This is a genomic window from Collinsella aerofaciens (assembly GCF_039062365.1).
GTDB lineage: Bacteria > Actinomycetota > Coriobacteriia > Coriobacteriales > Coriobacteriaceae > Collinsella.
Genome location: NZ_JBCJBI010000014.1, coordinates 41,446 through 55,092, shown reverse-complemented (window position 1 = coordinate 55,092; position 13,647 = coordinate 41,446). Strand labels below are relative to the sequence as shown.

General features: G+C 57.8%; 9 protein-coding genes. 5 read left to right on the top strand and 4 right to left on the bottom strand.

Annotated elements, in window-relative coordinates; genetic code table 11:
- Positions 1-243: 243 nt before the first annotated feature.
- From coaE to uvrB, 3 genes are read left to right on the top strand one after another with little or no spacing between them, the layout of a single operon-like run.
- Positions 244-885, top strand: a complete 642-nt coding sequence (gene coaE, locus ABCN01_RS07840) for a dephospho-CoA kinase (protein WP_342996668.1) — start codon at positions 244-246, stop codon at positions 883-885.
- Positions 878-1,459 (top strand): lytic transglycosylase domain-containing protein, encoded by a 582-nt coding sequence (locus tag ABCN01_RS07835; protein ID WP_022093787.1) that lies wholly within the window; start codon positions 878-880, stop codon positions 1,457-1,459. The genes coaE and ABCN01_RS07835 overlap by 8 nt, the downstream gene beginning before the upstream one ends.
- 51 nt (positions 1,460-1,510) lie before the next feature.
- On the top strand, positions 1,511-3,751 hold the full coding sequence (gene uvrB, locus ABCN01_RS07830) for an excinuclease ABC subunit UvrB (protein ID WP_342996667.1): 2,241 nt from the start codon (positions 1,511-1,513) through the stop codon (positions 3,749-3,751).
- Positions 3,752-3,816: 65 nt separating this feature from the next.
- On the opposite strand, the gene ABCN01_RS07825 is transcribed toward uvrB, so the two are convergent.
- From ABCN01_RS07825 to ABCN01_RS07810, 4 genes are all read right to left on the bottom strand, one after another.
- Positions 3,817-5,457: an NAD(P)/FAD-dependent oxidoreductase gene (locus ABCN01_RS07825; RefSeq protein WP_342996666.1), complete on the bottom strand. Its 1,641-nt coding sequence runs from the start codon at positions 5,455-5,457 to the stop codon at positions 3,817-3,819.
- An 80-nt stretch (positions 5,458-5,537) separates the two neighbouring features.
- Positions 5,538-6,809 (bottom strand): NAD(P)/FAD-dependent oxidoreductase, encoded by a 1,272-nt coding sequence (locus tag ABCN01_RS07820; RefSeq protein WP_342996665.1) that lies wholly within the window; start codon positions 6,807-6,809, stop codon positions 5,538-5,540.
- Positions 6,810-7,640 (bottom strand): Mrp/NBP35 family ATP-binding protein, encoded by an 831-nt coding sequence (locus ABCN01_RS07815; RefSeq protein WP_022094864.1) that lies wholly within the window; start codon positions 7,638-7,640, stop codon positions 6,810-6,812.
- A 145-nt stretch (positions 7,641-7,785) separates the two neighbouring features.
- Positions 7,786-9,939, bottom strand: coding sequence for an LTA synthase family protein (locus tag ABCN01_RS07810; RefSeq protein ID WP_342996664.1), 2,154 nt, complete (start codon positions 9,937-9,939; stop codon positions 7,786-7,788).
- Between the two features lie 193 nt (positions 9,940-10,132).
- Between ABCN01_RS07810 and uvrA the strand changes: the two genes are divergently transcribed.
- Positions 10,133-13,009 (top strand): excinuclease ABC subunit UvrA, encoded by a 2,877-nt coding sequence (gene uvrA, locus ABCN01_RS07805; protein WP_342996663.1) that lies wholly within the window; start codon positions 10,133-10,135, stop codon positions 13,007-13,009.
- A 135-nt stretch (positions 13,010-13,144) separates the two neighbouring features.
- Complete coding sequence (ybaK, locus tag ABCN01_RS07800) at positions 13,145-13,645, top strand: Cys-tRNA(Pro) deacylase (protein ID WP_006236166.1); 501 nt, start codon at positions 13,145-13,147, stop codon at positions 13,643-13,645.
- Positions 13,646-13,647 lie beyond the last annotated feature (2 nt).

The window sequence follows — 13,647 nt, the reverse complement described above, 5'->3', positions numbered from 1 at the left end:
CGCGCCGAGAGTACTGCGGGGTCAGCCCGTGGGAGGCCAGGGCGCCGCTGACCGGTGGACGGCACCGAGCCGTCATCGAACTGAGAAGGGGGAGGCCTCGCGGCCTCCCCCTTTTTTACGTTGTATACACGTTATACTTTGGGACCTAGCTCCCCCATATGTGCTCTTACTGTTTGGCTGTATTTTGAGTCCATCTAGTGTATTTGAGCGATAATTACTCGCATTGGCGTTAGGGAGGGCTTGATGTTTACCGTATTTGTCTTGGGCAATATTGCTTCGGGTAAGTCGACTGCCTGCCGCTATTTCAAATCTCGTGGCGCTATGCTAATCGATCTGGATGAGCTTGCAAAATCGCTGTATGTGCCGGGCTCTGATATCGTCAATGCACTCGCGGATGAATTCGGTTGGGACATTTTGGATGAGGAAGGCGGCATTCGCCGTGGCATCCTCGCTTCTCGAGCTTTCGCTTCTCCTGATTCGGTCGCACGGCTCAATGACATCGTGCATCCTGTTCTCATTGAACAGCTTTCGCTTAGGATTCTCGATCCGGTTTGTTGTACGGTTTCATCTCCTCGTTATCGCTTTGCGGTGGTCGAGGTATCTGCTCCGACTGGTTTTGAGGATGCATTTGGCTTGGCTGATGAAATTTTGGTCATCAGCGCCCCTTTGTCAGTTCGTCGCGAGCGCGCTATTCAACGTGGCATGGAGCCATCTGATTTCGATGCCCGTTCTGCTTGCCAGCCCGAAGAGTCTGCGCTGTGCAATCTCGCTACAACTGTGATTGACAATGCGGCAGACGATAACTCGCTCTTTGAACAACTGGACGCATGGCTTTCGCGCCATGGGTTCGGGGATGTAGTGGATAAGGAGGAGGCCGATGCCTAAGACACGTTTCCTTACGTGGTATCGCCTTATACCGCTGGCTGCCGTTTTTGCCTTCGGCCTTATCTCATTCGTTTACTCGTATGCTCCTGCCGCTTTCTTTAAGCCGCTGTATCCGATTGACTACGAGGCGTATGTAAAGCAATCCAGTATTTCGCATAATCTGGATCCGTATCTGGTGTGCGCTGTCATTAAGTCTGAATCGAATTGGGATCCCGAGGCCGAGTCGAATCAGGGTGCTCAGGGATTGATGCAGCTGATGCCCGAGACTGCCCAGGATATGATCGCCAAGGGCCTTGTCGACGGTGGCGAGTATTCGGCCGACAACCTTAACGATCCGGCTACGAATATCGAGTTTGGCTGTGCGTATCTCTCGTATCTTCTAGCGTATTTTAACGGGTCGACTGACAGTGCCATTGCCGCCTATAACGCCGGCATGGGCAATGTCGACGGATGGGCGCAGCAGAGTACGTCGCTTCATAATGCAATCACCTTTCCCGAGACGCAGGCGTATCTGATTCGTGTCAATAATGCCTGGGTTCGCTACAAGACCCTCTATCCCGATCGGTTCGTATAGGACTATGCCTGCCGCCTGCGTATACTGCAGATATATGAGTTAGGAGTATCCATGGCGGAATTTGAAGTAGAACGCGTTGGTGGTGAACTTAAGCGCTTTGGCGTTGAAGGCTCTGACGTGCCGTTTAAGGTCGTGTCTCCCTATGAGCCTGCCGGTTCCCAGCCTAAGGCCATTGAGTCGCTTGTGCAGGGCGTGAGGGACGGAGACCGCTATCAGGTTTTGCTGGGCGTGACTGGTTCGGGCAAGACCTTCACGATGGCAAAGACTATTGAGGCCCTGGGAAAGCCGACGCTGGTCATGGCTCCGAATAAAACGCTCGCCGCTCAGCTTGCGAGCGAGCTCAAAGAGTTCTTTCCCAACAACGCTGTGGTCTACTTCGTCTCGTACTACGACTACTATCAGCCCGAGGCGTATGTGCCGCAAAGCGATACATATATCGAGAAAGACTCCTCGATTAACGAAGAGGTCGAGATGCTGCGACATCAGGCGACCGCATCGCTGCTCTCTCGACGCGATGTGATCGTCGTCGCATCGGTCTCGTGTATCTATGGCATCGGCTCTCCAGAGGACTATGCGGGCCTGGCACCGAACGTCGACAAGAAGGTGCCGCTCGAGCGCGATGACTTTATCCATGCACTTATCGACATTCAATATGATCGCAATGACTATGACTTGGCACGCGGCACGTTCCGCGTGCGCGGCGATGTTGTCGACGTGTATCCGCCTTATGCCGAGCATCCGTTGCGGTTTGAGTTCTTTGGCGACGAGGTCGAGCTGATTGCCGAGATCGATGAGGTCACCGGTGAGATGCTTCGTGAGTACGAGGCTATTCCCGTATGGCCGGCATCGCACTACGTAACCGAGAAGCCGAAGGTCAAGGCGGCTCTGAAATCGATCAGCGAAGAGTGCGAGAAGCGCGTGGCGGAGCTCAAGGCGACCGACAAGTTGCTCGAGGCGCAGCGTCTGCAGCAGCGCACCGATTATGATCTTGAGATGCTCGAGACGATGGGCTTTTGCAACGGCATCGAGAACTACTCGCGTCATCTGGACGGTCGTAAACCGGGTGAGCCGCCGTTTACCCTAATCGATTACTTTCCCAAGGATATGCTCTGCATCATCGATGAGAGCCATGTGACGGTGCCGCAGATTCGCGGCATGCACGAAGGTGACCGCTCGCGTAAGGTGACGCTGGTGGAACACGGTTTTCGCCTGCCCTCGGCGCTCGATAACCGCCCGCTTCGTTTCGATGAGTTTGAGGCAAGGATACCCCAGTTTATCTATGTTTCGGCCACGCCGGGCGATTACGAGCTGCGGGTGAGCCAAAACGACGTGGAGCAGATCATTCGTCCGACCGGCCTGCTCGATCCCAAGATCGACGTTCGTCCGGTCCGAGGCCAGATTGACGATCTTGAGGACGAGATTCGCGAGCGCGTTGCCCGCAAAGAGCGCGTGCTGGTGACCACGTTGACCAAACGCATGGCCGAGGACCTGACCGACCATCTGCTTGATGCCGGCATTAAGGTCAATTACATGCACTCCGATACAGCGACGATGGACCGTGTCGAGATCCTGCGAACGCTGCGCGAGGGCAAGATCGATGTTCTCGTTGGCATCAACCTGCTTCGCGAGGGCCTGGATCTTCCCGAGGTCTCACTGGTGGCAATTCTCGATGCCGATAAGGAAGGCTTCTTGCGCAACCGCCGTTCGCTGATTCAGACGATTGGCCGCGCGGCCCGTAACGCCGATAGCGAAGTCATCATGTATGCGGACGTTGTGACCGATTCGATGAAAGAGGCCATCGAGGAGACGCAGCGCCGTCGCGAGATTCAGATGGCATATAACGAAGAACATGGCATTGTGCCCAAGACGGTGCGCAAAGCCATCAACGACATCTCAAGTTTTATTGCCGAAGCCGAAAAAACCGTGGGTTCCAAGGGGCGCTCGAAGGGCGACTCCCTTGGCCATGGCGCATTCTATACGCCCGATGAGTCGGGCGAGGGCGGCGTGCCGGAAACGGTGGCGCCCGAGCAGACACTTGCGGAGCAGTTGGAAGAACTGCCGCATGACGAGCTTGTGCGGATCGTCGAAACCATGGAAGAGGATATGCGTAACGCTTCTGCCGCCATGGACTTTGAGGAGGCGGCGCGCCTGCGCGATGCCGTCGTTCAGATTCGGGCGATGCTCGAGGGTGCGTCTGAGGACGAGACGATCGAGCGCTTGCGTTCGCAGGCCCGCAAGGGTTCCACGTTCGCATCGGGCAGAAAACGCCAGGGTGCACGGTTTAAGAAATAGCGAACAGGCCCCGAGTTCCCTGTGGAGCTCGGGGCCTGTGTCTTTTGCGTGTTGGAATTCGTGCGCTAGAGGTCTGCGATCAGGGCTTCGGCACAACGGATGCCGTCGGTGGCCGCGCTCATGATGCCGCCGGCATATCCAGCTCCCTCACCGCAAGGGTAGAGGCCCGGGGTCGACACGGCATGGCACGTTCGGTCTCGGGTGACAGTAACCGGTGAGCTCGAACGAGTCTCCACGCCGGTAAGAACGGCATCGGGGCGGTCATAGCCTCGTAGCTTTTTTCCGAGTAGGGGAAGTCCCAGGCGGAGCGACTCGACGATATGCTGCGGCAGAGCTTCGTCAATTGCCGTCCAGGTCACACCGAGCGGATAGGTGGGCTTTACCTTTCCGGGCGCCTTGCTGGCGCGTCCTGCGAGGAAATCTCCGACGAGTTGTGCCGGTGCGTTCCAGTTGGAGCCGCCCAGGCGATAGGCGGCCGCCTCGCAGGCACGCTGGAGCTCGATGCCGGCGAGCGGGTCATCGTTGGGAAGGTCCTCAGGCGTGACGTTAACGAGCAGGGCGGCATTTGCGTTGCGTCCGTCGCGGGCATTGAGGCTGGCGCCGTTGACGCACAGGTGGCCCTGCTCGGAAGAGGCGGCGACAACCTGCCCGCCGGGGCACATGCAAAACGAGAACACGCTGCGGCCGTTGGGAAGATGGGCGACGAGCTTGTAGGGGGCTGCTCCGAGGGCAGGATGTCCCGCCAAGGCTCCATATTGGGCTCGGTCGATGTCGCGCTGCGGATGCTCGATGCGAACGCCCATGGCAAAGGTCTTTTGTGCGAGGGCCACGTTGTGGTCCTTAAGGAGCTCAAAAATATCGCGAGCAGAATGCCCGCAGGCGAGGATGAGGTGCTTTGTCTCGATTGGCTCGCAAGCGGCGTCTTGGGACGATTGGACATCAATACCGGTAATGGCGCCAGACGCGTCGATGTGAATGTCGACGAGCTTTGTTCGATAACGGACGACACCTCCGAGCTGCTCGATGCGCTGGGATATAGCGGTGACAACCGTGGGAAGGATGTCGGAGCCAATGTGCGGCTTGGCATCCCACAGAATATCGCGGGGCGCGCCCGCCTCGACGAAGGTTTCGAGGATAAGGCGATGGGCGGGATTTTTGGTTCCCGTATTGAGCTTGCCGTCCGAGAAGGTCCCCGCGCCGCCCAGGCCAAACTGGATATTGCTCTCGGGGTCGAGGATGCGCTCCTTTAGAAAGAGATCGATCGCATGCGAGCGGCGAAATGCTGGGTCGCCGCGCTCGATGAGCAAGGGCTTAAGACCCGCTTCGGCAAGGGTGAGTGCAGCGAAAAGGCCAGCGCATCCGGCACCGACAACGACAGGGCATTCTTGAGGTGCGTCGGAGACGGGGGAGGGGAATGAAGACCCATCGTCCTCTATCGCGCGTGCGCGCGAGCGGTCACGCTCGGAAACGCTGTCGACCGCTTCTCGCTCGAGGTGGGGACTGGTCAGCTCAACACGAAAGCTCAGGATAAAATGGACGTCTCGTTTTTTGCGAGCGTCGATTGACTTGCGATGGAGCTCGATGGACTTGATCTCGGAGTCCTTGCAACGTAGGACGCGCTTGGCGACTCGCTTGCCAACAATGAGGCAGGCATTTTCATCGCCGGCTTCATCGAGCGACGCGTTGACTTGGGTGATTTCGATCATCGAGGTCTCCTTAGAGGCAAGAAAGAGGCCGTCCGGTATCCCAGACGGCCCGAATGCGTTTTTGATTATAGACTGCGCGGCTACAGACTGCTTGCAGCGCGAATGCCCGAGAGCCAGGCCCACGCAAGGTTAAAGCCTCCGCAATCGGCGTCGATGTCGAGCGCTTCGCCGCAGACGTAAAGCGGGGCGTCGACAGCGCTGCGCGCGCGTAGACTGGGTGTTGAGATGCTCTCGACAGATACGCCACCACGCGTGACCTGCGCCGAGCGCTCCTCGGCTGTTCCCTCGACGAGCAACTTAAAGTGCTTGAGGATCGAGACCAGGTGGATGACATCGTTGGAGCCTGGATGGCACTGCTCGAACGCCGTGCAGACGACGCGGGAGAGTTGCGGGGCAAGCATACCGTCGAGCCAACGGGGATTGCGGGGCGAAAAGCCGCCGAGCAGCTCAACGCGCCGGTTGAGCATATCGAGCAGCTCGTCTTTAGAGAGGTCGGGGAAAACGTCGAGCAGGATCGTATCGCCGCGCTGGATACGACGGGAGAGGTTGAAGACAGCGACGCCTGAGATGCCGAAGGTTCGAAACAGGACTTCACCGTCTTCGTGCCAGAGCTCATTATGATTGCGGGCGAGCGTCAAGCGGGCGCGGACGCGCAGGCCATCCAACGTCTTGAGTGCCGCCCGATCGCCGACGACCGTTGCCGATACGGGGCAGAGGATGGGGCGCAGCGAAGTGAGGGGGAGGCGAAACGTATCGGCGATACCGGTGGGGTTGCCACCCGTGGCGATAATTACGGCATGTGCCTCCAGGGCCTCGTTCTTGCGAGGGACATCGGCGAGCGCTTTCCGAAGCGAGCGGAGCTCCGATTTTCGGTCGTCGTGCTTTTTTGCCTTGAGCGCCCGCGCTGGACGGTCTATTTGGAGTGTCCAGCCTTCGGAAGCTTTGTGCGCCGAGGCAACGTTGGCTCCGCAGATTAAGGTGATACCCAGGCGGTCGCAAACGTTGAGAAGCGCGTCGCGCACCGATTCTGCGCGAAGGGAGCGCGGGTACAGCCGGCCTTTCTCGGAGGTTGTCATGATGCCCAGCGAGGAGAAGAAACCCATAAGCTCTTGTTCGGGCCGGGGGCCCATAACGGATTCAACGAATGCGGGGTGGTTATACCGCTGTGGATCAATCGATTCGTTGGAGAGGTTGCAGCGGCCGTTGCCGGTCGCAAGGAGCTTAAGGCCGCAGGCGACATCGCGCTCAACGATGCAGACGCTTTTGCCAGCGCGTGCGGCCGTAATGGCGGCGGCGAGGCCTGAAGCCCCGCCGCCGATTACCAGGACGTCATAGAAGGCGCTCGTGTTCACTTAGGCCTCGTCGGTCTCGTGCGGGGTAATGGCCTCGACGGCAGAGACTGCCTTGGGCAACATGCCATCGGGCAGTGCGGTCTCGACCTCGCCCTTATCGCAGGCCTCGGCGAGTGCCGGATTAATGGGAAGCTGGCCCAAGATGTCGAGGTTATAGCGTTCTGCGACCTCGGGGAGCTTGCTCTTGCCAAAGACCTCGATCTTCTTGCCGCAGTCGGGGCACTCAATATAGCTCATGTTTTCGACGATGCCCAGAATGGGGACGTTCATCTTCTCGGCCATGTTGACCGCCTTGGCGACGATCATCGAGACCAGATCCTGCGGGCTCGTGACGATGACGATGCCGTCGACGGGCAGTGACTGGAAGACGGTGAGCGCGACGTCGCCTGTTCCCGGAGGCATGTCGACCAGCAGGTAGTCGATGGGGCCCCATGAGGTCTCGCTCCAGAACTGCCTAATGGCGCCTGCGATGACCGGACCGCGCCAAAGGACGGGGTCGGTCTCGTTTTGGAGCAGAAGGTTGGAGCTCATGACCTTGACGCCGTGCTCGGAGATTTCAGGCAGCATGAGGTTGCCAAGGGCATGGACGTGGCGTCCGCTCATACCGAACATCTTGGGGATAGAGGGACCGGTGATGTCGGCATCGAGGACGCCGACCTTGTGGCCGTGACGGGCAAGCTCGGTGGCGATGGCACCGGTGACAAACGACTTGCCGACACCGCCCTTGCCGGAAAGCACGGCGATGACGCGTTTGACCTCGGACAGCGTATTCTCCTCAAATTGCGACGGCGACGTTTGTCCGCCGGCGGCCTGTGCGTGCTCGCAACCCATGTATGACTCCTTTGTATATGTTGGGGCCGGGGCCCCGTGATGTGACACGAGCGTCATTGTACCCTCGTTTGCGAGCGGGAGTCATTTACGATGCATTTGGGCCGAGCGTGCTTGCAATACGATGGGTCCAAGCGAATGGGCGAGCTTACTGAACTTTGCTGGCGAACTCGAGGTATTGCATGCGCTGCAGCTTGTCGATCGTCGAGGCGTATGGGCTGTCTTCAGATTCCAAGTCGTAGCGCAGCCCGTCGGCACCAAGGTAGCCGGCGACATTGATGGTGGGCACATCTGACCTTGTTGCAAGCAGAGCCTTTTGATAGTCGGTGAGCGGGGCGCCGATCTTATTAAGGGTAATGGCTGCAACCTCGTTTGCCCCGACGGTGTCGTAGACGTTGAGCTCGGTATTGCCGGCGATTTCATAGTTAGCCCAGACAAAATATGTCGACTGATAGATACGGAAAGCGTGGCTTGCCGTATCTTCCTGAGGGTACAGCTCGTCGTTGAGAGTCGTTGCGGCGCTCGGCTGATGGTCGCCAAAAAAGACAAGGACAACCGGTCTGCCGATATTGCGGAGTTCGTTGATAAAGTACTCGAGGTCCCGGTCGGATGCGTTGATGCAGGTGAGATAGGTGTTGAGCGCGCTATTGGCGCCCTCGCTGGCTCCCTCGACCCAATAGTTTGTCAGCTCTTCGGCGGGAACGGTGCCGACATCGTATCCGCCATGGTTTTGCATCGTGACATCGAAGATGAACTGCGGAGCGTCGTCGGTCCTCAGCAGGTCGAGTATCTTGTCATAGGTGGCGTAGTCGCATACGCCGGCATGGTAACAGGGCGCACCTTCGAAATCGCCGATCGAAAGAAAGTCTCCAAAGCCCAGCTGCTGATAGATTTTATCTCGATGGTAGTTGACGGGGTTTTGCGGGTGCATAGCGGTAGCGGTATACCCAAGCTCCTTAAGGTCCTTTGCCAGACTGTTGACACCATTCATCTGATATAGCTGATAGGGGATTTTGCCTAATCCGACAAAGGCCGTTGTCGCTCCGGTCAAAAATTCGAATTCGGAGTTCGCCGTTCCGCCACCGGCGACCGAAGCGAGCATGGTGCCGCGAACAAGTGTGTCGGGAAGCGAGTTGTAGAATGCGGGGCCGGTGTACCCGGCCGTCTGGAGCTGCTCAAAGCACGAAAGGTCGCTAAAACTCTCGTTCATGACGGCAACAATCGTCGGCTTGATTTCATTGAACTGGGCAACGGCCGCCGCGCGCTGCTCGCTCGAGCCATACGTGCTGTCGTAGGTGGCGGAGAGCTCCTGCTCGATGCTCTGCGCCTCATCGGGCGTATAGTCTTCGGGCTTCTCAATGGGCAACTCGTTGACCATTTCGGTGAACGAAGTGATAAAACCCTGAGACGCATACGTGGTGATGGGCTGCCAACGGTCAAATCCAAAATTCAGCGCCTGCTCCAAGTCGATGCTGGAAAAGCCCGAGAGCCCCACAACGGTCACTAGCAGAAAAGCGCAGAGGTTAGCGGCGATTGCGGGGAAGACATGGGTGGGCGTACGGAGCTTTCTCGGTCGGATAAGCGAAAGAAGCCCCAGGGAAATCTCCAGCAGGGCTAGAGAGGTTACGATTCCGGCGGTAAAGGTAAACTCGTATCCCTCGCTCACTTCCATTGCGGTGCCAAGGGCCAAGATATCGCTTGGCAGGATGGCCTCGCCTTTAAACGTTATGACGAAGTGCTCGGCAATGCCAAGGATGCAACAGGCGACGGGCACGAGGGCCATGACGCCTCCATGACGCTGTCCCAGCAAATAAAGGGAGAGCAGAGCCGTCGCGAGCAGCCCGACGGAAAACCCGAATGAGTTGGCGGGAATGCGATAGAACGTTTCGTTACAGGCAATTTCGAGTGAAACGAACGAGAGCGCTGAAACAGCGGCGATGACAAGGATGTCACGGCAAATACAGGCAACCGTTCCCGTCGCAAGATCGGTTTGGTCGATAAGTCCCGAAACCAAGGGCTCGACAAGAAGTATGACGGCGGTAGCACCGAGCGCCGAATAAGAAAGGACCCATAGGGAATTGTCCTCATTTACGAGCAATTGATTCGTAATCCATGCAGCTACCATGCCGAGCGGGATGAGGAGCGTCGCGCACCAAAAGACGCGGGCAATGGGCGGCTTTTCATTGTGTTTGATTGAAAAATATACGTGCACCACGACGATGGCCACGATAAGGACGGCGATGAATATGGGCAGATTGGCCATGTCGCTCGAAGTGATTTCAAGGGGGATATCTTCGGTCATGGACGTTCCTCTGTTACGGCAAATTAAGTTCAGTATTAGATTACTGTAACCTTTCCACGGCATTTCGAGAAACAAAGCGCCCGATACGCAAAGCTAAAGGTCTGCGAATCTTGTATTACGAACATCTGTGCGCGTCGAGTGCGCTAAACTCATTGACAGTATGATTCGATGCAATAGGAGGCAAGGAGCTTCCATGTCTGATTCTTCTATCGTTATTCGCGGCGCTCGTGAGCACAACCTCCGTGATATCGATGTTTCCATTCCGCGTGACCAACTCGTGGTCATTACCGGTCTTTCTGGCTCGGGCAAGAGTTCGCTGGCATTTGACACTATCTATGCCGAGGGCCAACGTCGATACGTCGAGAGTCTTTCGAGCTATGCGCGCCAGTTCTTGGGCCAGATGGACAAACCCGACTTGGATTCAATCGACGGCCTTTCGCCGGCGGTGTCGATCGACCAAAAGACGACGTCTAAAAACCCTCGCTCGACGGTTGGCACCGTAACCGAGATTTATGACTATCTGCGCCTGCTGTTCGCCCGTGTGGGCACCCCGCACTGTCCCGAATGCGGCCGCGTCATTGAGCGCCAGACGACCGACCAGGTTGCCGACAAGGTCTTGGCGGCGGGGGAGGGCCGCCGCGCGTTTGTGCTGGCACCGGTGGTGCGCGGGCGAAAAGGCGAGTACACCAAACTGTTTGAGGACCTTCGCGCCGAGGGCTTTAGCCGCGTGCGTGTCGACGGTGAAGTGCGCTCGCTCGACGATCCGATCGATCTGGATAAGAAATTCAAGCACGATATCGAGGTCGTGGTCGATCGCATCGTGATCCGTGAGAATTCTCTGGGCCGTATCGCCGAGTCTGTTGAGCAGGCGACCGCGCTGGCTCACGGCAATGTAAACGTGTACATGCTGCCCGATCGTGATGCTCCCGAGGGGACCGAGGGCGAGCTGCTGGAGTATTCGTTGGCCTTGGCGTGCCCGGAGCATGGACACTCCATTGACGATCTTCAGCCGCGTGATTTTTCGTTTAACGCTCCCTATGGCGCATGTCCTGAGTGCGACGGCCTGGGCTTTAAGAAAACCGTTGATGCCGAGGCGCTGATCGAGGACCCCTCGAAGTCCATTGCCGACGGAGTCTTTGGTAGCCTGTTTGGCAATTCGAACTACTATCCGCAGATTTTTGCTGCGGTCTGCAAACACTTTAAGGTGAGCGCTGATACGCCGTGGGAGGACTTGCCCCCTCGCGTGCGTCGTGCATTCTTGGATGGCCTGGGCGATACGAAGATCTCGGTCGACTACCAAAAGCTCGACGGACGTCGCAGCCAGTGGGATACCAAGTTTTCGGGCGTTCGCAACATCCTGTACGAACGCTATACCGAGACGACGAACGAGAACACCAAGGCGCGCCTGGAGAAGTACATTCGCGAGGAGCCGTGCTCGACCTGCCACGGCGCTCGTTTGCGCTCCGAGATGCTCGCCGTCACCGTGGGCGGTAAGTCCATTTACGAGGTTTGTTGCCTGTCGTGCCGTGAATCGCTCGAGTTTTTTGAGGGCTTGGAACTCACCGAGCGCCAACAGTTTATCGGCGGGCGCATCGTTAAGGAAATCCTGGAGCGCCTGCGCTTTCTGGTCGATGTCGGACTTGACTATCTGACCCTCGACCGTGCCTCGGCGACGCTTTCCGGTGGCGAGGCACAGCGTATTCGACTGGCAACGCAGATCGGCGCGGGTCTCATGGGCGTGCTCTATATTCTGGACGAGCCCTCGATCGGTCTTCATCAGCGTGATAACGAGCGCCTGATCAAGACGCTCGAGCGCCTGCGCGATATCGGCAATACCGTTATCGTCGTCGAACACGACGAGGATACAATCCGTGCCGCCGACTACGTGATCGACATGGGGCCCGGCGCCGGCGTCAACGGCGGGCACGTAGTCGCGGCGGGAACGCCTGCCGATATCATGGCGTGTCCTGAGTCGATGACGGGCGCTTATCTGACCGGCAAACGAATGATCCGGGTGCCTGATGAACGGCGCAAGCCCGGTCGCGGCTGCCTTAAAATTACGGGCGCTCGAGCCAACAACCTCAAAAACGTTACTGCCAAGATCGAGTTTGGTACGCTTACGGTTGTTACCGGCGTGTCGGGATCGGGCAAGAGCTCCCTGGTTACCGACACCATTGCGCCTGCCCTTACGAATGCCATTCACCGCTCGACGCGCCCCGTGGGTCCGTATAAAAAAATCGAGGGCATCGAGTGTATCGATAAGGTTATCGATATCGACCAGTCGCCGATTGGCCGCACGCCGCGTTCCAACCCTGCTACCTATATCGGCCTGTGGGATGATCTTCGCGCGCTGTTTGCGAGTACGCCGGAGTCGAAGGCGCGCGGCTACTCGCCGGGTCGTTTCTCCTTTAATGTGAGTGGCGGGCGCTGTGAGGCGTGCAAGGGCGACGGGCAGATCAAGATCGAGATGCACTTCCTTCCCGATATCTACGTTCCCTGCGAAGTTTGCGGCGGTAAACGCTACAACCGCGAGACACTCGAGGTCACCTACCGTGGCAAGACCATCTCGGACGTGCTCGACATGAGCGTCACCGAGGCGCTGGCCTTCTTTGGGAATATCCCGCAGATTAAGCGCAAGCTCCAGACGCTGTACGATGTAGGCTTAGGCTACGTGAGCCTGGGCCAGCCCGCCACGACGCTCTCGGGCGGCGAGGCGCAGCGTGTGAAGCTCGCCAAGGAGCTTCATCGACGCCAGACGGGCAAGACGTTCTATATTTTGGACGAGCCGACGACCGGCCTTCATTTTGAGGACGTCCGCCAGCTGCTCGATGTGCTGCAGCGCTTGGTCGATGCGGGCAACACGGTGCTGGTGATTGAGCACAACCTTGATGTCATCAAGGTTGCCGACCGCCTGATCGATATGGGTCCCGAAGGCGGTAACGGCGGCGGAACCGTCGTGGTTTCGGGCACACCGGAGCAGGTTGCGGACTGTCCGCAGAGTTATACGGGCAAGTTTTTGGCGCCGTTGCTCAGGCGTGACCGGGAGCGTCAGGCTCAACTTGATGCTTAAAAAATAGGCGATTCAGTTTATGGGCGCCATCGACTCCTTGTGATTCGATGGCGCTTACTGTGCCGATGTGACGTATGCAGTCGAATTGGACATATACTTAATCCTTGCGTCCGAATGCGAGGGAAAGGATATGTCATGGCAAAGGCTGTAAAGACGCCAAAAACCAATGCGATGCGCGAGCTGGAAAGTGCCGGCATTTCCTATGTTCTACATACGTACGAAGACGATGGTGATGAGTCGGTGGGCCTGGGGGTCGCGATTTCGGAGCAGCTTGGCGAGGAGCCCGGTCAAGGATTTAAGACTTTGGTCTGCGTGACACCGTCCAACGACTATGTCGTGTGCTGCATCCCTGTTGCCGACGAGCTCGATCTAAAGTCCGCCGCGCGTGCCGCGGGGGAGAAGTCCTTGGCCATGATGCATGTGAAGGATTTGCTTGCGGCGACTGGCTACGTTCGTGGCGGCTGCAGCCCGGTCGGTATGAAAAAACGCTACCGGACGCTCATTGATGAGACATGTGTCCTTTGGGATACCATTTTTATTTCGGGAGGCAAGCGTGGTTATCAGCTCGAGCTTGCACCCGATGATTTAATTGCATTTTGCGGGGCGACGGTTGCCGCGATTACGAGAGAGGACTGAGC

Bases quoted from the DNA above. Each gene is read 5' to 3' on its own strand.
- ABCN01_RS07810 (WP_342996664.1), bottom strand. From the start codon at position 9,939: ATGACCGAAGATATCCCCCTTGAAATCACTTCGAGCGACATGGCCAAT.
- coaE (WP_342996668.1), top strand. From the start codon at position 244: ATGTTTACCGTATTTGTCTTGGGCAATATTGCTTCGGGTAAGTCGACT.
- ABCN01_RS07835 (WP_022093787.1), top strand. From the start codon at position 878: ATGCCTAAGACACGTTTCCTTACGTGGTATCGCCTTATACCGCTGGCT.
- ABCN01_RS07815 (WP_022094864.1), bottom strand. From the start codon at position 7,640: ATGGGTTGCGAGCACGCACAGGCCGCCGGCGGACAAACGTCGCCGTCG.
- ABCN01_RS07825 (WP_342996666.1), bottom strand. From the start codon at position 5,457: ATGATCGAAATCACCCAAGTCAACGCGTCGCTCGATGAAGCCGGCGAT.
- uvrB (WP_342996667.1), top strand. From the start codon at position 1,511: ATGGCGGAATTTGAAGTAGAACGCGTTGGTGGTGAACTTAAGCGCTTT.
- uvrA (WP_342996663.1), top strand. From the start codon at position 10,133: ATGTCTGATTCTTCTATCGTTATTCGCGGCGCTCGTGAGCACAACCTC.
- ybaK (WP_006236166.1), top strand. From the start codon at position 13,145: ATGGCAAAGGCTGTAAAGACGCCAAAAACCAATGCGATGCGCGAGCTG.